The organism is Paracoccus sulfuroxidans, from assembly GCF_007830335.1.
In the GTDB taxonomy this organism is placed as follows: domain Bacteria; phylum Pseudomonadota; class Alphaproteobacteria; order Rhodobacterales; family Rhodobacteraceae; genus Paracoccus; species Paracoccus sulfuroxidans.
This window is the reverse complement of the sequence record NZ_VLKU01000002.1, coordinates 309,494-329,011: the sequence shown is the minus strand read 5'-3', so window position 1 is coordinate 329,011 and position 19,518 is coordinate 309,494. Positions and strand designations below refer to the sequence as shown.

At 64.6% G+C, this 19,518-nt stretch carries 19 protein-coding genes and 1 other RNA gene; 5 read left to right on the top strand and 15 right to left on the bottom strand.

Annotated elements, in window-relative coordinates:
• Nucleotides 1-47: 47 nt before the first annotated feature.
• The 4 genes from dnaA to mutM form a co-directional block, all read right to left on the bottom strand.
• Nucleotides 48-1,424 (bottom strand): chromosomal replication initiator protein DnaA, encoded by a 1,377-nt coding sequence (dnaA, locus tag IQ24_RS04110; protein ID WP_145396495.1) that lies wholly within the window; start codon nucleotides 1,422-1,424, stop codon nucleotides 48-50.
• Nucleotides 1,425-1,940: 516 nt separating this feature from the next.
• Nucleotides 1,941-2,210: a 30S ribosomal protein S20 gene (rpsT, locus tag IQ24_RS04105; protein ID WP_145396493.1), complete on the bottom strand. Its 270-nt coding sequence runs from the start codon at nucleotides 2,208-2,210 to the stop codon at nucleotides 1,941-1,943.
• Between the two features lie 146 nt (nucleotides 2,211-2,356).
• The gene (locus IQ24_RS04100) at nucleotides 2,357-3,133 is read right to left on the bottom strand and encodes an enoyl-CoA hydratase (protein WP_145396491.1); all 777 of its coding nucleotides are present in this window, start codon (nucleotides 3,131-3,133) and stop codon (nucleotides 2,357-2,359) included.
• 74 nt (nucleotides 3,134-3,207) lie between these two features.
• Entirely contained in the window at nucleotides 3,208-4,056 is an 849-nt protein-coding gene (gene mutM, locus IQ24_RS04095) for a bifunctional DNA-formamidopyrimidine glycosylase/DNA-(apurinic or apyrimidinic site) lyase (RefSeq protein ID WP_145396489.1), read from the bottom strand.
• A 76-nt stretch (nucleotides 4,057-4,132) separates the two neighbouring features.
• Here mutM and ubiE point away from each other — a divergent pair, with 76 nt between their 5' ends.
• The 4 genes from ubiE to IQ24_RS04075 all read left to right on the top strand — a co-directional run bounded on the left by ubiE (nucleotide 4,133) and on the right by IQ24_RS04075 (nucleotide 9,153).
• Complete coding sequence (ubiE, locus tag IQ24_RS04090) at nucleotides 4,133-4,885, top strand: bifunctional demethylmenaquinone methyltransferase/2-methoxy-6-polyprenyl-1,4-benzoquinol methylase UbiE (protein WP_145396487.1); 753 nt, start codon at nucleotides 4,133-4,135, stop codon at nucleotides 4,883-4,885.
• Nucleotides 4,886-4,888: 3 nt separating this feature from the next.
• Complete coding sequence (ubiB, locus tag IQ24_RS04085) at nucleotides 4,889-6,424, top strand: 2-polyprenylphenol 6-hydroxylase (RefSeq protein ID WP_145396485.1); 1,536 nt, start codon at nucleotides 4,889-4,891, stop codon at nucleotides 6,422-6,424.
• Nucleotides 6,425-6,468: 44 nt separating this feature from the next.
• Nucleotides 6,469-7,287 (top strand): TIGR00282 family metallophosphoesterase, encoded by an 819-nt coding sequence (locus tag IQ24_RS04080; protein WP_145396483.1) that lies wholly within the window; start codon nucleotides 6,469-6,471, stop codon nucleotides 7,285-7,287.
• 87 nt (nucleotides 7,288-7,374) lie between these two features.
• Complete coding sequence (locus IQ24_RS04075) at nucleotides 7,375-9,153, top strand: SLC13 family permease (protein ID WP_145396482.1); 1,779 nt, start codon at nucleotides 7,375-7,377, stop codon at nucleotides 9,151-9,153.
• A gap of 34 nt (nucleotides 9,154-9,187) precedes the next feature.
• On the opposite strand, the gene olsA is transcribed toward IQ24_RS04075, so the two are convergent.
• From olsA to IQ24_RS04060, 3 genes are all read right to left on the bottom strand, one after another.
• Complete coding sequence (gene olsA, locus IQ24_RS04070; protein WP_145396480.1) at nucleotides 9,188-10,021, bottom strand: lyso-ornithine lipid O-acyltransferase; 834 nt, start codon at nucleotides 10,019-10,021, stop codon at nucleotides 9,188-9,190.
• On the bottom strand, nucleotides 10,018-10,800 hold the full coding sequence (gene olsB, locus IQ24_RS04065) for an L-ornithine N(alpha)-acyltransferase (RefSeq protein ID WP_145396478.1): 783 nt from the start codon (nucleotides 10,798-10,800) through the stop codon (nucleotides 10,018-10,020). Before olsB ends, olsA begins: the two co-directional genes overlap by 4 nt.
• A gap of 152 nt (nucleotides 10,801-10,952) precedes the next feature.
• Nucleotides 10,953-11,129: a DUF3553 domain-containing protein gene (locus IQ24_RS04060; RefSeq protein WP_145396477.1), complete on the bottom strand. Its 177-nt coding sequence runs from the start codon at nucleotides 11,127-11,129 to the stop codon at nucleotides 10,953-10,955.
• Between the two features lie 39 nt (nucleotides 11,130-11,168).
• On the opposite strand from IQ24_RS04060, the gene IQ24_RS04055 reads away from it, so the two are divergent.
• Nucleotides 11,169-11,822, top strand: a complete 654-nt coding sequence (locus IQ24_RS04055) for a histidine phosphotransferase family protein (RefSeq protein WP_145396475.1) — start codon at nucleotides 11,169-11,171, stop codon at nucleotides 11,820-11,822.
• Here IQ24_RS04055 and IQ24_RS04050 read toward each other — a convergent pair.
• From IQ24_RS04050 to IQ24_RS04015, 8 genes are all read right to left on the bottom strand, one after another.
• Entirely contained in the window at nucleotides 11,819-12,778 is a 960-nt protein-coding gene (locus tag IQ24_RS04050) for a hypothetical protein (protein WP_145396473.1), read from the bottom strand. The two genes, IQ24_RS04055 and IQ24_RS04050, sit on opposite strands and share 4 nt — an antisense overlap.
• On the bottom strand, nucleotides 12,775-14,046 hold the full coding sequence (locus IQ24_RS04045; protein WP_145396472.1) for a glutamate-5-semialdehyde dehydrogenase: 1,272 nt from the start codon (nucleotides 14,044-14,046) through the stop codon (nucleotides 12,775-12,777). The genes IQ24_RS04050 and IQ24_RS04045 overlap by 4 nt, the downstream gene beginning before the upstream one ends.
• A 71-nt stretch (nucleotides 14,047-14,117) precedes the next feature.
• Nucleotides 14,118-14,472, bottom strand: a transfer-messenger RNA (tmRNA) gene (gene ssrA / locus IQ24_RS04040).
• Between the two features lie 190 nt (nucleotides 14,473-14,662).
• Nucleotides 14,663-15,703, bottom strand: coding sequence for an ABC transporter substrate-binding protein (locus IQ24_RS04035; RefSeq protein WP_145396470.1), 1,041 nt, complete (start codon nucleotides 15,701-15,703; stop codon nucleotides 14,663-14,665).
• Between the two features lie 89 nt (nucleotides 15,704-15,792).
• Nucleotides 15,793-16,761 (bottom strand): TPM domain-containing protein, encoded by a 969-nt coding sequence (locus tag IQ24_RS04030; protein WP_242007901.1) that lies wholly within the window; start codon nucleotides 16,759-16,761, stop codon nucleotides 15,793-15,795.
• Nucleotides 16,762-16,772: 11 nt separating this feature from the next.
• Nucleotides 16,773-17,660 carry a polyphosphate kinase 2 gene (gene ppk2 / locus IQ24_RS04025; protein WP_145396468.1) on the bottom strand — a complete coding sequence of 296 codons (888 nt, stop codon included), beginning with the start codon at nucleotides 17,658-17,660 and terminating at the stop codon, nucleotides 16,773-16,775.
• The gene (locus tag IQ24_RS04020) at nucleotides 17,657-18,589 is read right to left on the bottom strand and encodes a homoserine O-succinyltransferase (protein WP_145396466.1); all 933 of its coding nucleotides are present in this window, start codon (nucleotides 18,587-18,589) and stop codon (nucleotides 17,657-17,659) included. Before IQ24_RS04020 ends, ppk2 begins: the two co-directional genes overlap by 4 nt.
• Nucleotides 18,589-19,452 (bottom strand): ATPase, encoded by an 864-nt coding sequence (locus tag IQ24_RS04015; RefSeq protein ID WP_145396464.1) that lies wholly within the window; start codon nucleotides 19,450-19,452, stop codon nucleotides 18,589-18,591. The genes IQ24_RS04020 and IQ24_RS04015 overlap by 1 nt, the downstream gene beginning before the upstream one ends.
• Nucleotides 19,453-19,518 lie beyond the last annotated feature (66 nt).

Below are 19,518 nucleotides of genomic sequence, written 5' to 3'. Positions count from 1 at the left end.
CGCGGTGCAGGGCAATTTCGGTAAATTTGCCCCCGTGGTCAAGCAGATCAGGTTTCCAGCAACCGACGAAGCAGGTCGATGTCCTCGGCAAGGCTGCGGTCGGCCGAGCGCAATTCCTCGATCTTCTTCACGCCGTGCATGATGGTGGTGTGATCTCGGCCCCCGAAACGGCGGCCAATCTCGGGGAGGGAACGCGAGGTCAGCTGCTTGGCCAGATACATGGCGATCTGGCGCGGACGGGCCACGGTGCGCACCCGCTTGGGCCCGATCATGTCGGCCAGACGGATGTTGTAATGCTCGGCGACTTTGCGCTGGATTTCTTCGATCGAGACCTTGCGGTCGCTGGCGCGCAGGATGTCGGCCAGACATTCCTGCGTCATGTCCAGCGTGATCGCGCGGCCCATCAGGCTGGCAAAGGCAAAAAGCCGCTGGAGCGCGCCTTCCAGAACGCGGACGTTCGAGGTGATGCGATGGGCGAGGAATTCGATCACGCCGGGCGCGATCTGCAGGTCCTGATGCTGGGCGCGGAACGCCTCTGCCTTCGATTGCAGGATGCCAAGGCGCAGCTCGTAATCGGTCGGGTGCAGGTCGACCACCAGCCCGCATTGCAGGCGCGAGCGGATGCGCTCCTCGAGGTCCTTGATCTCACCCGGGGCCCGGTCGGCCGAGATGACGATCTGCTTGCCCTGATCGACCAGCGTGTTGAAGGTGTGGAAGAATTCTTCCTGCGTCGAATCCTTGCCCGCGATGAACTGGACGTCATCGACCATCAGCACGCTGACGGTGCGGAAAAGCTCTTTGAAATCCATTACAGTGCGATCCCGCAGCGCTTGCACGAAACGGTACATGAACTGCTCGGCCGAAAGATAGAGCACGCGGGCTTCGGGCTGGCGCTGCTGGATCTCGCGCGCGATGGCGTGCATCAGGTGCGTCTTGCCGAGACCAACGCCGCCGTAAAGAAACAGCGGATTGAAGGTCACCGGGCCGCCTTCGGCCACGCGGCGGGCGGCGGCATGGGCCAGCTCGTTCGGCTTGCCGACGACGAAATTCTCGAAGGTGAAGCGGCTGTCGAGCGGCGAGGACATCTCATCCTCGGTCGCGCGGGTCGAGGCACGCGCCATGGCGGGCGTCTTGACCGACGGGCGTGGGGCGGGCGCTGCGGCAGCAGCCCGGCGCGGGGGCGAGGGCGCACGGGTCTCGAACTGCAGGCGCTGGACCTGGCTGCCCATCTGTTCGAACACGGTCAGGATGTCATTGCTGTAATGACGCGACACCCAGTCCGACAGGAAGCGGGTCGGGCAGGCGATCTGGGCGGTGCCGTCCTCGATCGCGCTCAGGCGCAGCGGTTCGATCCAGGTTGCGAAGCTGTCAGCCCCCACGATTCGCAGAAGTTCCTCACGTGCCTGCCCCCAGATCTTGTCCATGTCGCCCAATTCCGTGTCTTTCTATCCCCTTCTCCCGCCCCATCGGGTGGCGAGAGGCCAGACATCCCTCACCGGGGAAACATCGAAGGAAACAGGTGCCCATCCCCCGCCTTATGAAGCGGTGACGACGGGCCGTCCTGCGGCCAGAGATGATCCAGACATGAAACAACGTGGGCCGATGGCAGTCGGCCTGCATGTTTCGCGGCGGCAGGTCACGGATGACCCTTCGCGGCCCGGGCGTCGATGGCAGTTCGATCGTCCGGGCGATGTCCCCCAGGTGCGAAATGAATCGCAAGGGCCAAGCTATCAAGAACCGCATGCGAGCGGCAACCGATCTTCTCGCTTGACAGTCCATTTGGCAGATCGAATCTGATGACGTTGCGTTAAATCGCCGACGTCAAAAAAATCTTTAGAAAACAGAAATTTATTCAGGCTGCATGAAATGCAAAAGGGTGTGCCCGGTACAGGCACACCCTAACTGATTGCAACCGAAAGTTGCGGAATTGTCGCAGTCGCTCAGACGGTCGACAGCGCTTTGACGCGCGATGCCAGACGCGAGATCTTGCGCGAGGCGGTGTTCTTGTGAACGATGCCTTTGGTCACGCCGCGCATCAGTTCGGGCTGGGCAGCCTGCAGGGCGTCACGGGCGGCGTCGGCATTGCCGCTGGCGATCGCTTCTTCGACCTTGCGCAGGAAGGTACGGATGCGCGAACGGCGGGCTTTGTTGACGGCGGTACGGCGCTCGATCTGACGGGCGCGCTTTTGCGACTGGGGCGTATTGGCCATGGGTGCTTTCTTTCTATCGTATCAATGTTACGCAAAGCCCCACAGTCCCGTCCCCGGAAGGACGGTCATGATTCTTGCCTTAAGCGGGCCCACGCGCATGTAAGCCCGGCTCTATATAGACAGGCCGGGCTCAAGCCAAGAGGGAATCACCGGTCGCGGAACTGCGGCTCGCGCTTTTCCAGGAATGCATGCATGCCTTCCTTCTGGTCCTCGGTGGCAAACAGGCCCTGGAAGACGCGGCGCTCGAACAGGATGCCTTCGCGCAGGGTCGTCTCGAAGCTGCGGTTGACGCATTCCTTGGCGGTCAGGATGGCGATCTGCGATTTCTCGGCGATCTTGCGGGCGACGGCCATGACCTCGGGGATCAGCTTCGCCGCAGGCACCACGCGCGAGACGAGGCCCGCGCGCTCGGCCTCGGCGGCCTCCATGAAGCGGCCGGTCAGGTGCATGTCCATCGACTTCGACTTGCCGATGGCGCGGGTCAGGCGCTGCGTGCCGCCGATGCCGGCGATGACGCCCAGGTTGACCTCGGGCTGGCCGAATTTCGCGTTATCGGCACAGATGATGAAATCACAGGCCATCGCCAGCTCGCAGCCACCGCCAAGCGCATAGCCCGCGACAGCGGCGATGATCGGCTTGCGGGTGGCGGTGATGCGGTCGATCTGGTCGCCGAAGAGGTCGTCCATATAGGCCTCGACCCCGGTCTTGTCGGCCATTTCCTTGATATCCGCGCCCGCCGCGAAGGCTTTTTCGCTGCCGGTCAGGACGATGCAGCGCACGCGCTCGTTCTTGTCGGCCTCTTGCAGGGCGTCCGACAGTTCGGACAAGAGCTGCGAGTTCAGCGCGTTCAGGGCCTCGGGCCGGTTCAGCCGGATCAGCGCCACATAGTCGTCAATCTCGATGTTCAGTGTCTGGTAAGCCATCGTCGCATCGCCTTTGAAAGAATTCGTCAGCGGCGACTCCTAACAGGACCGTGAGCTGTAATCCAGCGCCGCGCTTAACGCTGGCAGACCGGGCAGTAATAGCTGGAGCGTCCCGATTGCACGATGCGGTGGATGTGCCCCGTGCAGCCGGGGGTGGGGCAGGGCGCGCCTTCGCGGTCATAGACGCGGAAGCTGTGCTGGAAATAGCCCAGCTCTCCCGTGGCCTGGCGGTGGTCGCGCAGGCTGGACCCGCCCGCTGCAATCGCCTCATCCAGCACGTCGCGGATATGCCCGACCAGCGCCGCGATTCTGGTCCGAGAGATGCGCCCCGCCGCCCGGCGCGGGTCGATCCCGGCGCGGTAGAGCGCCTCGGAGACATAGATATTGCCCAGCCCCGCGACGTTCTTCTGGTCCAAGAGTGCGGTCTTGACCGGGCTTTTGCGGGCCTCGAAGGCCTGCGCCAGAACCTCGGGGGTAAAATCCGCCGACAGCGGCTCGGGGCCCAGATGCGCCAGCAGCGGATGCGTCTCGACCCCGGGCGGGATCAGGTCGACCATGCCGAAGCGGCGGGCATCGTTGAAGATGATCGTGGTGCCCAGATCGGTCTGGAACACCACATGATCGTGGCGCGGCAGAATCGCCGGGTCGCGGTGGAAATCGCCCATGGCCGCGCCCTCGATCACCATCCGGCCCGACATGCCCAGATGCAGAAGCACGCTGCCCCGGTCCTGCAGGTCGATCAGGATGTATTTCGACCGCCTGCGCAGCCCGGTGACACGCGCGCCCGTCATCACCTGCACAAGGTCCGGCGGCAGCGGCCAGCGCAGATCGGGCCTGCGCGCCTCGGCCCGGGCGATGATGCGGCCCTCAAGATGCGGCGCAAGCCCGGCGCGGACGGTTTCCACTTCTGGCAGTTCTGGCATTTTCTTCCCAATCGTCGCATGGTGCGCGGCGCGCTTTTGTCTTAACTGGGCGCGAAACAAGGAATGGGCAAGCAGCATGACCGCAAACGAGCGCAAGGAAACCCACTTCGGGTTCAAGACTGTCGCCGAAGAGGACAAGGCCGGGCTGGTCCATGGCGTGTTTTCCAGCGTGGCCTCGCGTTACGATGTGATGAACGACGTGATGAGCGTGGGCATCCACCGGCTGTGGAAGACCGCGCTGATGGACTGGCTGGCGCCGCGCGACGGTCAGCACCTTCTGGACGTCGCGGGCGGCACGGGCGACATTGCCTTCCGCTTTCTTGAGCGCGCACCGGGGGCCCGCGTCACCGTCTGCGACATGACCGAGTCGATGCTGGTCGAGGGCCGCAAGCGCGCCGAGGCGCAGGACCGTCCCGACCGTCTGTCCTGGGTCACCGGCGACGCCATGGCGCTGCCCTTTCCCGATAACAGCTTTGACCGCTACACGATCAGCTTCGGCATCCGCAACGTGACCCGCATCCCCGATGCGCTGGCCGAGGCTTACCGCGTGCTGCGTCCCGGCGGGCGGCTGGTGGTGCTGGAGTTCAGCCAGCTTCCCGTCCCGATGATGCAATGGCTTTATGACCGCTATTCCTTCAACGTCATCCCGGCGATGGGGCAGGTCGTGGCCGGGGATCGCGACAGCTATCAGTATCTGGTCGAATCGATCCGCAAATTCCCCGATCAGGAGACGTTCTGCGACATGATCCGTGATGCGGGCTTCGGCCGCGTGCAATGGCGCAACCTGTCCATGGGCATTGCCGCGCTGCATTCGGGCTGGAAGCTGTAAGCGATGCGGGGCCCTCATAATATCTGGCGGTTGATCCGCACCGGAGCCACGTTCGAGCGGACAGGCGCCATGAGCGTCGCGCTGGACGCCGTCAATGCGCCTGCTCGGGTCCGTCTGGCCGCGCGCGTGCTGGGCTGGCCCTTTGCCTGGCTGGGCTATCGCGGCGATCCCTCGCTGCCGCCGGTGACGCGCGCGATCACCGCGCTTGGACCGGCCTATATCAAGTTCGGGCAGATCCTTTCGACCCGCCCGGATGTGGTGGGGGTCGAGCTTGCGAACCAGTTGACCATGCTGCAGGACCGCCTGCCGCCCTTCCCGCTGGCGACCGCGCGCCAGATCATTGCCGATGAGCTGCACCAGCCCGTCGAGGCGACATTCGACGAATTTTCCGAGGCCGTGGCCGCCGCCTCGATCGCGCAGGTCCACCGCGCGCGCCGCATCGACAACGGGCAAGAGGTCGCCGTGAAGGTGCTGCGTCCGGGGATCGAGCGTGCCTTCAGTCAGGACATCGACGCCTTCCACTTCGCCGCCTCGATGATCGAGACGATCTCGCCCTCCAGCCGCCGCCTGCGCCCGCGCGACGTCGTGCTGCATTTCGAATCGGTGGTGAACGGAGAGCTGGATCTGCGGCTGGAGGCGGCATCGGCCTCGAAATTCGCCGAGAACACCAAGAGCGACGAGGGCATGCGCGTGCCGAAGCCACATTGGCATCTGGGCGCGCGCCGGGTGTTGACCTGCGACTGGGCCGAGGGGCTGCCTCTGGGCGATGTCGAGGCGCTGAAGGCTGCGGGCCATGACACCGAGGCACTGGGCCAGCGCATCCTGCAGCTGTTCCTGAGCCATGCGTTGCGTGACGGGTTCTTCCACGCCGACATGCATCAGGGGAACCTGAAGGTCGCCGAGAATGGCGATATCATCATCTATGATTTCGGCATCATGGGTGAAATCGACGAATACACCCGTCGCGTCTATGCCGAGATCCTGATGGGCTTCATCCAGCGCGACTACGAGCGCGTCGCCCGCGTCCATTTCGAGGCGGGCTATGTGCCCCGCGACCGCGACATGAACGAATTTGCCCGCGCGCTGCGCGCCGTGGGTGAACCGATCTTCGGCGCGGATGCGAGCCGCATCTCGATGGCCAACCTGCTGGCCTATCTTTTCGAGGTGACCGAGCGTTTCGGCATGGCCACGCGGACCGAGCTGATCCTGTTGCAGCGCACCATGGTCGTGGTCGAGGGCGTCGCCCGCTCGCTCGATCCGCAGATCAACATGTGGCAGGTCGCCCGGCCGGTGGTCGAAAGCTATATCCGTGACAGCATCGGGCCGCGCGCCATGGCGCGGGATCTGGTGCGCACGGCGGGCGTCTATGCCCGCTTCGCCCCCCTCATCCCCGAGTTTCTGGAGCGCCGCATGCCCGCGCTTCTGCGGGGCGAGGATGCCGCGCCCCAGCCCCGCAAGCGGCGGCTGGACCCGGCCTCGCTGCTGACGGGTGCGGCCATCGCACTCGGGGCGGCGCTGATCGGCGTGTGGATCGGCTGAATGGGGGACTTGAGCGGCGCGCGCCTTTCACATAACGCTTCGGGATGCGTATTCTCTATCTTGGCGATGTGATGGGCCGTGCCGGACGGCGGGCGATTACCGAACGGCTGGCCGGGCTGAAAGCCCGTCTCAAGGCGGATTTCACCATTGTGAACGGCGAAAATGCCAGCGGCGGCATGGGGCTGACCGGCGGTCATGCCCAGGTGCTGCTGGAGGCGGGGGCCGATTGCATCACGCTGGGCGATCACGCCTTCGACCAGAAGGACATGCTGTCCTATATCGAATCCGAACCCCGCATCATCCGCCCGCTGAATTTCGCGCGTGAAGCGCCGGGCCGGGGCGCGCGCGTCTTTGAGGCCACGCAGGGCCGCAAGGTGCTGGTCGCGCAGATCCTGGGGCAGGTTTTCATGAAGCGGCCCTTCGACGATCCCTTCTCGGCCATCGATTCGGTGCTGCGCGCGCATCCTCCGGGCGGGCTGGTGCAGGCGGCGGTGGTCGATATTCATGCCGAGGCCACCAGCGAAAAAATGGCGGTGGGGCATTATTGCGACGGTCGCGCCAGCCTTGTGGTCGGCACGCATACCCATGTGCCGACCGCCGATGCGCAGGTCCTGCCGCGCGGCACGGGCTATCTGTCCGATGCCGGGATGTGCGGCGATTATGACAGCGTCATCGGCATGGAAAAGGCTGAACCCATGCGCCGTTTCCTGACCGGGATGAGCCGCGACCGCTTCACCCCCGCCGAGGGCGAGGCCACGCTCTGCGGCGTTCTGGTGGTGACCGATGACCGCACCGGAATGGCCCGTTCGGTCGAGCCGGTGCGCGACGGCGGACGCCTTCAGCAGACACATCCGGCAGGATAAATCTTCTACACGACTTGCGGGGTAGAGATAAAACACCCTAAGACCTGCCAGTCTGGCCCGTGAACGGGTCGCTTGAGCGGGAAGATCATGCTTGGCTTTGAACTGACCGGCACCAACGCTGCCATTGCGATGCTGGTCATCCTGACGATCACATTCGTCCAGTTCATCCGCGAACGTCACCCTCCGGAAGTCGTGGCCATCGGCTCGGCTGCGACGATGATGGTGCTGGGTTTGCTGCCGGTGAAAGACGCGGTGGGGGTGCTGTCGAACGCGGCGCCGTGGACCATCGCTTTCATGTTCCTGCTGATGGGCGCGTTGCAGCGCACCGGCGCGCTGGAGATCATGTCGCGCTTCGTGACCCGCGATGCCGCCGATCATCCGCTGCGCACCGTCGGCCTGACCTTCGCCTTCGTGATCGTCGCCGCAACGGTGATGAACAACACGCCCGTCGTCGCCGTGATGATCCCGATCGTCATTCAGGTCGGGCTGAAGGCCAATATCGCGCCCTCGAAACTGCTGATCCCGCTCAGCTATATGACCATTCTGGGGGGCATGATCACCCTGATCGGCACCTCGACGAACCTGCTGGTCGATGGCGTGGCGCGCGAACAGGGGCTCAAGCCCTTCACCATCTTCGAGATTGCCCCGGTCGGCATCGCGATCACGCTGGCGGGCATCGCCTATTTCGTGCTGTTCGGCTGGAAGCTTCTGCCCGACCGCACCTCGCTCGCGGGTTTTCTGGGCAACCGGCGCGAGATGAAATATTTCACCGAGGTCGCCATTCCCGAAGACAGCAGCCTTGTCGGGCAAGAGGTGCTGACCGCGCCGATCTTCAAGCGTGACTCGGTGCGGGTGATCGACGTGCTGCGCGGCGACGCCTCGCTGCGCCGCAATCTGGCCGAGGTCGTGCTGGAGCCGGGCGACCGGGTCGTTCTGCGCTCGGAAATGCCGGACCTGCTGGAGATGCAGGCCAACAAGAACTTCCAGATGGTCGACAAGCTCAGCTCGGTCGCCACCGATACGGTCGAGGTACTGATCTCGCCCGGTGCGCATCTGATCGGCCGACGTCTGGGTGACATGCGCCTGCGCCGCCGCTATGGCGTCTATGTGCTGGCCGCCCATCGCCGCAGCCAGAACATCGGCCGCCAGCTGGACGATCTGGTCGTGCGCGTGGGCGACACGCTGCTGCTGGAGGGCGCGCCCGAAGACATCGCGCGTCTTGCCGCCGATATGGAGCTGGTGGACGTCTCGCGCCCCTCGGCCCGGCCCTTCCGCCGCAGCCGCGCGCCCATCGCTGTTGCCGCCCTTCTGTCGGTCGTGACGCTGGCCGCGCTGGATGTCGCGCCGATCATGGCGCTGGCCTTCGTGGCCTCGGCCGTCATCCTCATCACCCGCTGCGTCGATGCCGAAGAGGCGTTTTCCTTTGTCGACGGACGCTTGCTGGCGATGATCTTTGCCATGCTGGCCGTGGGCGAGGCGCTGGAGCATACCGGCACGGTCCAGCTGATCGTCGAACAGATCGCGCCCTGGCTGAAGGGCCTGCCGCCCTTTGTCACGCTGATCGCGGTCTATTTCCTGGGCCTCGTGATGACTGAGGTGCTGTCGAACAACGCCGTCGCCGTCCTGCTGACGCCCATCGCCATCGCGTTGGCCCGCTCGCTGGAGCATGACCCGCGGCCCTATGTGGTCGCCGTCATGTTCTCGGCCACGGTCGCCTTCGCGACGCCCATCGGCTATCAGACGCATATGATGGTCTACGGCCCCGGCGGCTATAAGTTCAGCGATTTCGTCCGGGTGGGCGTGCCGCTGGACATCATCTGCGGCATCGTCGCCTGCCTGACGATCCCGCTGTTCTGGCCGCTCTGATCGCTGAACACCATCCGCAGAAGCGAAAGGCCTGTCACCCCCGGTGCCAGGCCTTTTCAATGGCGGTCTCGGCCTTGGCGGAAAGCGTCTTGCGGCTTTCCCCCTCGACCGGGATCGGCGGCAGCAGATGCACCGTCACGCTGCCCTGACGGGCGCGCGACAGCACGGCCAGCAGATGCGGTCCAAGGTCCATGCGGCCCCACCAGCCATAAAAGCGCGCGTCCTCTCCCTTGGGGGCGTGATAGACGGCAGCAATCGGCTGGACCGCCAGACCCGAGGGCAGGGCAGGGTCGAGAAAGCCCTGAAACAGCGTCGCCTTGAACGGCAGCAAGCGGCGGCCGTCGCTGCTGGTGCCTTCGGGGAAGAACAGCAGGCGGTGGCCCGCGCGGGTGCGCTCGGCGAATTCCTCGGCTTGGGCGCGGGCGAGCTTCGGGTCGCGGGTGACGAAATGCGTGTCGGTCACGCGTGTCAGGATGTTGATGCCGGGCCAGGTCGAGACCTCGGCCTTCGAGACGAAGAACACCGGCATCGCGGCATTCAGCACGAAGATGTCAAGCCAGCTGGAGTGATTGGCGACGACCGCGCCCGGGCCCTTTAGGGGCTTGCCGATGCAGCGCCAGCGGATGCCCATGAAGATCAGGCACAGCCGGCACACGCCCTGCACCCAGGGACCCGTCACCGGGCGGCGGGGGCCGGCGAAGAGCTGCTCGATCCAGCGCATCGGCAGGATGCAGAGCACGCCGATCAGCAGCGTCAGGGCAATCGGCAGGCCGCGCAGGACGACCAGCGCCCAGCCAAGAGGGCCAGGTTTCGGCAACGCCATCTCCGGCTCGGTTTCCCACCAGATGGTGCGCGGGCTTTCGGTCATGCGGTGCTGTTGCGGGCCGAATAGAAGTCGCGGTGCTTCTGCGACATGGCCTTGGTATCGACCAGCAGGAACACATCGGTCGTGTTGAACGCATGGTCCAGATAGGCGCCATGGCCGATCGAGCCGCCCAGCCGTAGATAGGCCTTGATCAGCGCGGGCATCTGCTTCATCGCCTCGCGCCGGTCCAGATCCTCGGCCGGGATCAGGTCCATCCGCTGGAAGCCCTCGGGCAGGGCGGTGGCGCGCAGACCCTCGGGGGCCAGATGGTGGTGATGCAGCCATGACAGCGGCTGCGCCAGCGCTTGCGCATCGGTGCCATGGAACGAGGCCACGCCGAACAGCAGGTCGATGTCATTGCGCAGCACATATTCGGCCAGCCCGCTCCACAGCAGGAACATGCCCGAACCGCCGCGATAGGCCGGATCGACGCAGGACCGGCCCAGCTCCAGCACCGAGCGGCCGGTGTTGCGCAGCGGCGCCAGATCATATTCGCTGTCGCAATAGAAGCGGCCGAATTCCTTCGCGCGGTCGCCCGGCAGCAGGCGATAGACGCCCACCACATGATCGAGGCTTTCGACCGAGCGTCGCTTGTCGATCAGGATCAGGTGGTCGACGACGTCGTCAAACTCATCGCGTTCGAACCGGTTTTCGTGATCGACCAGCGCACCGTCACCGCCCAGCTCCTCGACAAAGACGCGATAGCGCAGCCGCTGCGCGGACAGAAGGTCGGACGGCGCGGTGGCGATCCTGACTTCGAAATACGACGTGTCGGGGGTCATTATCGGGTTCGCAACCATGCGTCGTTGACTTTAACCGCGTGTCTAGGCGTGCACGCACGACATTGCAACCGGCCAGAGCGTCACACCTGAATGCGATTTATTGGCGATTGACACACGCAATGGTTGTATAGAACAGTCAGCAAGACACGCCGTCATGTGTCCATGCTTACCAGGACAAGGCTGACATGCCGACCATCCAGAACCTGCTTGCCAGCATTGGTGAAATTGACCGTGATCCGGTCTCCGATCCGCGACTGGACCTGTCCCACGCCCCATTCGGGCATGGTCGGATGGCGCACCAGCATCCCCGGTTCCAAAATCTCGTTCATGCGGGATCCTTTCCTGCGTCAAAGACAGGCTAACTTTCGATGAATGCTCATTCAACCGAACTTGCGCCGGAAGCAGGCCGACTGGAAGCGGCGCAACTGGCGGCCCTGATCGGATCGCGGCTTTGCCACGACATCGTCTCGCCCCTGGGGGCCATCGGTAACGGGCTGGAGCTGTTGCAGATCTCTGACCAGTTTCCCGGTCTGGCCAAAAGCCCCGAGCTGCAGCTGATCGCCGAAAGTGTCGAGGCGGCACGCATTCGTATCAAATGGTTCCGCATGGCCTTTGGTCATGTCGCCGCCGATCAGCGGCTGGCCTGCAACGAGCTTTCGGCCCTCTTCCGAGAGATTGAGCGCGGCGGACGCCTGCGCATCACGCTGGATTGCACCGGCGATTTGCCACGGACCGAGGCGCGGATGATCCTGCTGGCGCTGATGTGCGTGGAAACCGCCATGCCCTGGGGCGGGCAGGTGCAGATCGCGCGAACGGCCACCGGCTGGCGGCTTCAGGCCGAGGCCAGCCGCACCCGGCAGATGCCCGTGCTTTGGGCCTGGCTCGACGGCACCCATGGGCCAAGCGTGGCCGAGCCGCCCCCGGCCGAGGTGCATTTCCCATTGCTCGCCGCATTCGCGCGCGATCATGGTCGCGAGATTTCATGGTCTGTCGGGGAAAACCGGGCCGAACTGGCCTTCTAGAACCCGCCGTTGCGGTCAATGGCCCGGGTGATCCGACCCATCCAGCGTTGGGGCGGATCGGGCACATCCTCCAGAAGCTGGGACAGCAGGTCGAAGGCACCGGGGAGCTGCAGGTCGATCATCTGGATCGCCGCTTCAAGCCGCTGCTCGGCCTCCGCCTGCGGGTCCTCTACGATCTGACGCAGTGCCGGGGCAGCACGCGCCGGGTGGCGGGTCGAGGCCGCCATGGTCAGCCGCAGCCGATAGCGCCCGGACTGGCTGCGCAGCTTCCGATGCAGGGCGCGAACGGCGCCCGCGTCGATGGCGGCCTCGATCACCATGCCCGTCACCGTCCCGACCGCCCCGGCATCATTCAGCGCCCCGGTCGCGGGATGGCCGCCATAGGGCAGGGCGCAGGGGCTGAGCCTTGGAAAATGCGCGGCAATCAGGGCCGCATGCTGGCGATCAGGGGCAATGGTAGGATCATAGATCAGCAGGCCCGTCACCTGCGTATCGCCCATCTCTTGCGGCAGAGGCATCGGACGCCCGATCAGCCGAAACTTCCGGTGCCGCATGGGGTCGAAGGGCGCGACGGCGGGGTCGATGGAATATTGCGGCGAGACCGCCAGCACCCGCCGCGCATGCGCCGCGCGTGAGTATAGCAGCGCGGCATAGGCCCCCATCGAAAAGCCCGACAGGACGACATCGCGGTAGCCCTCGGTCAGCTGCGACAAAGCCTCGGCCAGCGCCCCGCTGCGATACGAGACATACCAGTCGCGCCGCGCTGTCTGGACGGCCATCACCTCAAGATCGTGGCGCCCGGCCAGCTTGGGCCAGGTCGGGGGGCCGAAACGGCGCATGCCGTCCCGGCCATGTTCAAAGGTCACCAGCAGGCGTTGCCCCGTTGTGCCGGAAGGGGCGGGCCAATGCAGGATCCGGTGGCGCCGGTCTGCGTAAAGCTGGCGCGGCTCGATCAAGACCGGACGGTGCCGTCACCCGTGACCAGATATTTGAAGCTGGTCAGCTGCTCGGCCCCGACCGGACCCCGCGCATGCATCTTGCCGGTGGCGATGCCGATTTCGGCGCCCATCCCGAACTCGCCGCCATCGGCGAACTGGGTCGAGGCGTTGCGCATCAGGATCGCGCTGTCCAGCCGCTTGAAGAACAGATCGGCGGTGGCGTCATTCTCGGTCAGGATCGCCTCGGTATGGCCCGAGCCGTATTTGCGGATATGCGCAATCGCCTCATCCACGCCATCGACCAGCTTTGCGGCGATGATCATGTCCAGATACTCGCGCCCGAAATCATCGGGTTCCGCCTTCGCCGTTCCGGGGATCGAGGCAAGCTCGCCCTCGGCCCGGACCTCGACTCCGGCGGCCAGCAGATCCTCGATCAGGACCGGGCCGTGTTTCGTGTAGAACTGCCAGTCGATCAGCAGGCATTCGGCCGAGCCGCAGATCCCGGTGCGCCGCGTCTTGGCGTTCAGCACAACCCGGCGGGCCTTCTCCAGATCGGCATCGCGATCGGCGAAGACGTGGCAGATCCCTTCCAGATGGGCAAAGACCGGGACGCGGGCCTCGGCCTGAACGCGCCCGACCAGACCCTTGCCGCCGCGCGGCACGATCACGTCGATCAGCCCCTGGGCACGCAGCATGGCCCCCACAGCCGAGCGGTCGCGGGTCGGGATCATCTGCACGGCCGCCTCGGGCAGGCCGGCCTGTCGCAGGCCCTGCAGGAGACAGGCATGGATCGCCTGCGCCGAGTTCAGGCTCTCCGAGCCCCCCCGCAGGATCACCGCATTCCCGGCTTTCAGCGCCAGCGCCGCCGCATCGGCGGTGACGTTGGGCCGGCTCTCATAGATGACGCCGATGACGCCCAAAGGGGTGGCGACGCGCTGGATATGCAGCCCATTGGGCCGGTCCCATTCCGCCAGCACGCGCCCGACAGGATCGGGCTGCTCGGCCACTGCGCGTAGGCCCTCGGCCATCGCACGAATGCGCGAGGGATCCAGCTTCAGTCGGTCGATCATCGCTGGCGCCAGACCCTTTTCCTCGGCAAAGACCAGATCCTCGGCATTGGCATCAAGGATCGCATCTTCACCGGCCTTCAGGGCATCAGCAGCGCCGATCAAGGCGGCGTGCTTGCGCTCGGCGCTCGTCTCGGCCAGCACTTGCGCGGCCGCACGGGCATCCGCGCCAATCCTTGCGATCAGCGCATCGGCATCGGTCTGTGTCAGGTCATTCATCGTCGCATACTCCTGCATGCCCCAAGAAATAGGGGCGCAGAGCGATGATGGCCAGAGAGTAAGGAGGGGAAAGTGCAGGATTCTGTTGCCAGGCTCCTGCGGGCCCCGCCTAACGCGGCTAAGCGATAGGGCTTAAGTTTCGGTTACCCGAGCTGCTTACGCAGCCAGAGCGACCGGAGCACGGTTGTCGTTGGCAACTGTACAATTTGCACCGATGACGGTGGTAGCTCACCGAGACAAAGCAAACATCTTTAGACGTTCGTCGATCCTGTTTCGACCCCATTCGCCCCCAACGAGGGATGGTTGGTGGAGTCGCCGGGTACCGCCCCCGGGTCCGATCCGCTTATTACATGCGCGTTTATGTCCATAGCCCGGGCAAGCCCGAACAAACCCAATATAGAAACAGTTCCGATGATCCGCAAGACAGGGGAACGCCGTTCCCCTCTTGCCTCTTTCAGAGGCAATTCACCCCAAGGGGTATTTATCCAACGAAGAAATGCCTGCCATCGCTCGGGACATCAGCCATTTCTCCGTTGTCAAAATACCCATGCGGCGCTTGCATCAAATGAAGACGCCCCGCGATCTGGCGGGGCGTTTCAGCGCGCTATAGCAGGGATCAGAAGCCGGCCTTGATCTTCTCGAATTCCGCAAGCTGACGCTCGCGCTGACCGGGGTCGTTCGGGGTCTGCGCCAGAATCGGGGCGTCGATGGGGGAAAGGCCCTCTTTCACCGCCGGCTCGTCCTTGATGGTGTCCATGGCGACCGTTGAGGTGTGGCCATAGCCGATCGTGTCCAGAAGGCCCTTGGCCGCCGAGGGCGCGAGCCAGGCGTTGATGAAGTCATAGAGCTTGTCTTCGCTGCCCGGGCCGTTCTTCAGGTTCACGAAGCCGCAGAAGAAGGTCGACGAGCCCTCTTTCGGTGCGCGCTGGAAGCCCACCGGGAAGCCATCGTTTTCCAAGAGGACGACGCCGTCGTTCCAGGACCATGCGACATCGACCGCGCCCGAGGCCATGAGCTGCGCCTGCTCTGACGGGTCGGCCCAATAGGCGGCGACGTTCTGATGCGCCTCGCGCAGCCAGGCGGCGGCCTTCTGGAACTGCTCGTCCGTGACATCGGTCCAGTCGGTCGTCCCGGTCGCGAGATAGGCCAGAGCCCAGACGTCATCGGCCGAATCCGGCAGCGAGATACGTCCCTGATAGGCGGGGTTGGTGAAGACGTTCAGCGTCGCGACGTCCTCTTCCGGCACTGTCTCTTTGTTATAGGCGATGGCGGTCGCGCCCCAATCGGTCGGGATGTACCAGACGCCCGAGTCGTCCTTGAAGATCTCGGAATCGAGGAATTGTGGGGCGAGCGTGTCGAAGGCCGGGATCCGCGTGGTGTCCCAGGGCTCGATCAGGCCTGCGTCACGATATTTCGACACCATCTGCGAGCAGGGATGCGCGGTGTCGGCTTTGAACCCCGAGGCGAGTTTCTGATAGGCCTCATCATCGTCGCCGTAGAAAGCGTAGGTCGGCGGCTGGCCGTATTTGTCGACATAGCTCTGCCAGATCACCGGCTCTTCGAAGCCTGCCCAGTCAAAGACGGTCAGCTCGGCATCGGCGGCAAAGGATGGGCTGGCCAGTGCCAGCAAGATCGCGGTTGAGCGCAGAAATGTCATGGGAGGCCTTTCAGAGCGGGAGTTCCGTCCTGACGCTAGCGGCGCAATGCGGACCTCGCAAGCGTCGAGAGGCGGACCTGCCGAATTCGCTACCAGCGCCCCGAGGCGCCGCCGCCCGACGATGAGCCGCCGCCGAAGCCAGAGGACGATCCGCCGCGCAGGCCCGCGCGTGCGGCCCCGTTGCGTTCGCTGCGCAGATAGGCGCCGGTCGGGCCGTAATACATGATCTGCGGGCTGGGGATCTGGCGTTCATCCTGCCAGCCGCAGGCGGGGCAGCGGCGCGTCTGATGGGTCTGCGAGACCAGATGGCCGCCGTCAGGCAGCGGCGTTTCCACCGGTGCGCTGCTGGTGACCAGACCGCGATGGCCGCATTTCGGGCAGCGGTTCCGGCCAAGCGCGCGGCGGATGATCATGAAGATCACGAACCCGATGAAGCCGAAGGTCACGACCGGAACGGCATTGTCCAGAAGCGCATTGCCGCCCGACGCGCGCGACGCCAGTGGCTGACCTGCCGCGACGGGGCGGGCGATCAGGTCGATGGCGGCCATCGTGCCGTCGCGGATGCCCTGTGACATGCGGTCTTCGCGGAAGGCGGGAAGGACCGTGTTCCGCATGATGTCCTGAGCAAGGATATCGGCCTCGGTCGAGAAGCCCTTGCCAAGCTCGATCCGCGCTTCGTGGTTGTCGGTCAGCACCAGCAGCATGAAGCCCAGGTTCGTCTGTGCATCCCCCACGCCCCAGGTGTTGAAAAGCCGGGTCGCGAAGGGCTCGAGCCCATCCGTTCCGCCGAACTGGCGACGGTCGCGCAGGGTGACGACCGTGCCTTCGACGCCGGTTTCGTCATGCAGGCGGATCAGGGCTTCGTCGATGGCGCGGGTGTCCTCGGGCGTCAGGACGCGGGCGAAGTCGTTGACCGAGGTGTGCTGCCATTGGGGCAGGCCCTGCGCCTCGGCCTGTGGAGCAGGAGCAGCGTTCTGCGCAATGGCCATGCTGGCGGGCAGAAGCAGCGCCAAAAGCGCGAGGACGGGCAGAAGGCGGATGCGGCGCGGAAGCTGCATGGCCCTCCCCCTCAGCTGACCAGAATGTCCGGGCCGCCGGTGATCGCTGGGTCGGGCATGCCGATCACCTCGGGGTCGCGGCCCTCGAAGTCGACGGCCATCAGGATCGTCTGGATCGCGGCGATGCGCGCGCGGCGCTTGTCATCCGAGCGGATGACCGTCCAGGGCGCGATCAGCGAATGGCTGCGGGCCAGCGTCTCATGGATGGCGGCGGTGTATTCGTCCCATTTGCCCAGACCCTCAATGTCGATGGCGCTGAGCTTCCATTGCTTCAGCGGATCGCTTTCGCGATCAAGGAAGCGTTGCAACTGCTCGGCGCGGCCGACGCTGAGCCACAGCTTGACCAGAATGATGCCGTCATCGACCAGCATGTTCTCGAACGGGGGCAGCTGGCGGAAGAAGATCTCGCGCTGCGCATCGGTGCAAAAGCCGAAGACATGCTCGACCACGCCGCGGTTGTACCAGCTGCGGTCGAAGAGCACCATTTCACCGCGGGCGGGCAGCCAGTCGATGTAACGTTGGAAGTACCATTGCCCCGCCTCACGCTCGGTCGGTTTCGGCAGCGCCGCGATATAGGCCGAGCGCGGGTTCAGGTTCTCGCGCACCCGTTCGATGGTGCCGCCCTTGCCAGCGGCGTCGCGGCCCTCGAAGACGACGACCACGCGCTTGCCGGTGGCGATCACGTCGCTCATCATCCGGACAAGCTGGATCTGCAGCCCCTCCATGTGACGGTCGTAGTCCTTCGACTTCATCTCTTCGGGATAGGGATAGCTGGGGTCGGGGATGCGGTCGCCGCCCGCCTCCTTGATGATCTTGCGGATCTCGGCCGGGGCCTTCTTGTCCAGAAACTTTCGGACCTTGCCGATGAAGGGATGCTGGGCTTGGGATTTCGCGCTCATTCCTCACCTTTCCCGATCCGGTCCAGATCGAACGGGGTCGTCTGGTAGATGTCGTTGATCCAGTTGCCGTAAAGCAGATGGGCGTGGCTGCGCCAGCGGTTCGAGGGCTGCCGCATCGGATCGTCGTCGGGATAGTAATTCACCGGGACGGCAATCGGTTTCCCACTTTCGACATCGCGGTCATATTCATCCTTCAGCGTGGTGCTGTCATATTCGAAATGGTTGAAGACATAGATCGCGCGGTGGTCGGGGTCTTCGATCAGGCAGGGCCCCACCTGATCCGAGGCGATCAGTGTGCGCAGGGCGGGGATTGCGTCGACCTCGGACTGGCGCACCTCGGTCCAGCGGCTGACGGGCACCAGCACATCATCCGAGAAGCCGCGCAGATAGGGGCTGGCGGGAACAAGGCTGCGGTGGCGGAAGCAGCCGAAGGCCTTCTGGTCCAGCATGTGCTTTTTCAGCCCGTGGAAATGCCAGGCCATGGCCATGCCGCCCCAGCAGACGCCGAAGGTCGAATGCACATGTGTCTGCGTCCATGCAAAGACCCGCTCGAGTTCTTCCCAATAGGTCACCCGCTCGAACGGCAGATGTTCGATGGGCGCGCCGGTGATGACCAGCCCGTCGAATTTCTCGCCGGTCTCTTCGACCTCGGAGAACTTGCGATAGAAGGACTCCATATGGTCGGCGGCGGTGTTGCGGCTTTCGTGGTCCGACATGCGGATCAGCTGGAAGTCGATCTGCAGGGGCGTCGCGCCGATCAGCCGGGCGAACTGGTTCTCGGTCTGGATTTTCTTCGGCATGAGGTTCAGAAGCCCGATGCGCAGGGGCCGGATGTCCTGCATCTCTGCCCGGCCCGGCGACATGACCATGACGCCTTCGTTCGACAGGATGTCATAGGCGGGCAAGTCATTGGGCAGGGTGATGGGCATCAGGTTTCCTTTCTGTCGATGGCGGCGGCGATCAGGTCGCAAAGCTGGTCAGGGGCGCGGATCTGCGCGACCTCCTCGGCCAGCAGGGTAATTCCGCGCCGCGCCATCGCCTCGTAGCGGGGCTGACGGTGGGCGAGGGCGCGGGCATAGGTCCAGCGGATGAAGTTGTCGGGGTTGACCTCATCCTCTTCGAGGCCCTCTTCCATGCGATAGGCGGTCCAGGCGCGTTCCAGAAACTGGGGTTGGTAATACATGGGTTTTGGCGCGCGGTCGAAGCGGCGCACCAGCTCGGATGTATGTTCGTCCGAGCCCTTGATCCAGACCAGCAGCACATCCTGTTCCAGCATGTCGAGGACCGGGTCGCTGTCGGCGAATGGGTCCACCACCTCGCAGATCGACCCGCCCGAGTCGCAGACGAAATTCGCGATGCCATAGATCTCGCGGGCGCGCTGGATGAAATGGCGCGTGTCCTTCAGCGCCGCGATCTCGGCCGTGCGGTGTTGATCCTGACGGCGCATGTATTCGTCAAAGGGCAGGCCGCCGCGCGTCTGGCTGCCGGGCTTGCCCAGATAGGTCGAGAGCGGCGCAAGGTTCTCGAAGGTGATGTTCGAGGCGATATAGACCGAGTCCGACAGCAAGAGCTCGCGCAGGAAGGGAACCTTCATGGCCTCGCGCTTGAAGTTGTCGGCGATCAGCTCGCCCATGTAGCGCGTGCCGATGCGGTAATCGACCGAGTAGTGGAACCAGTCCCCGGCATCGCGCAGCATGGCGGCCAGATAGGTCTTGCCCAGTCCCGACATGCCGAAAAACAGAACGCGTTTCTGCGTGGCCGACTGCCATTCTGCGCTTGAGCGATAGATCATGCCACTTCCCTTGTCCGATCCCAAGGATAGGTAATTGCCTCTGCCGCAAGAAGAAAGGGGCCAGTT

Bases quoted from the DNA above. Each gene is read 5' to 3' on its own strand.
- dnaA (WP_145396495.1), bottom strand. From the start codon at position 1,424: ATGGACAAGATCTGGGGGCAGGCACGTGAGGAACTTCTGCGAATCGTG.
- rpsT (WP_145396493.1), bottom strand. From the start codon at position 2,210: ATGGCCAATACGCCCCAGTCGCAAAAGCGCGCCCGTCAGATCGAGCGC.
- IQ24_RS04100 (WP_145396491.1), bottom strand. From the start codon at position 3,133: ATGGCTTACCAGACACTGAACATCGAGATTGACGACTATGTGGCGCTG.
- mutM (WP_145396489.1), bottom strand. From the start codon at position 4,056: ATGCCAGAACTGCCAGAAGTGGAAACCGTCCGCGCCGGGCTTGCGCCG.
- ubiE (WP_145396487.1), top strand. From the start codon at position 4,133: ATGACCGCAAACGAGCGCAAGGAAACCCACTTCGGGTTCAAGACTGTC.
- ubiB (WP_145396485.1), top strand. From the start codon at position 4,889: ATGCGGGGCCCTCATAATATCTGGCGGTTGATCCGCACCGGAGCCACG.
- IQ24_RS04080 (WP_145396483.1), top strand. From the start codon at position 6,469: ATGCGTATTCTCTATCTTGGCGATGTGATGGGCCGTGCCGGACGGCGG.
- IQ24_RS04075 (WP_145396482.1), top strand. From the start codon at position 7,375: ATGCTTGGCTTTGAACTGACCGGCACCAACGCTGCCATTGCGATGCTG.
- olsA (WP_145396480.1), bottom strand. From the start codon at position 10,021: ATGACCGAAAGCCCGCGCACCATCTGGTGGGAAACCGAGCCGGAGATG.
- olsB (WP_145396478.1), bottom strand. From the start codon at position 10,800: ATGACCCCCGACACGTCGTATTTCGAAGTCAGGATCGCCACCGCGCCG.
- IQ24_RS04060 (WP_145396477.1), bottom strand. From the start codon at position 11,129: ATGAACGAGATTTTGGAACCGGGGATGCTGGTGCGCCATCCGACCATG.
- IQ24_RS04055 (WP_145396475.1), top strand. From the start codon at position 11,169: ATGAATGCTCATTCAACCGAACTTGCGCCGGAAGCAGGCCGACTGGAA.
- IQ24_RS04045 (WP_145396472.1), bottom strand. From the start codon at position 14,046: ATGAATGACCTGACACAGACCGATGCCGATGCGCTGATCGCAAGGATT.
- IQ24_RS04035 (WP_145396470.1), bottom strand. From the start codon at position 15,703: ATGACATTTCTGCGCTCAACCGCGATCTTGCTGGCACTGGCCAGCCCA.
- IQ24_RS04030 (WP_242007901.1), bottom strand. From the start codon at position 16,761: ATGCAGCTTCCGCGCCGCATCCGCCTTCTGCCCGTCCTCGCGCTTTTG.
- ppk2 (WP_145396468.1), bottom strand. From the start codon at position 17,660: ATGAGCGCGAAATCCCAAGCCCAGCATCCCTTCATCGGCAAGGTCCGA.
- IQ24_RS04020 (WP_145396466.1), bottom strand. From the start codon at position 18,589: ATGCCCATCACCCTGCCCAATGACTTGCCCGCCTATGACATCCTGTCG.
- IQ24_RS04015 (WP_145396464.1), bottom strand. From the start codon at position 19,452: ATGATCTATCGCTCAAGCGCAGAATGGCAGTCGGCCACGCAGAAACGC.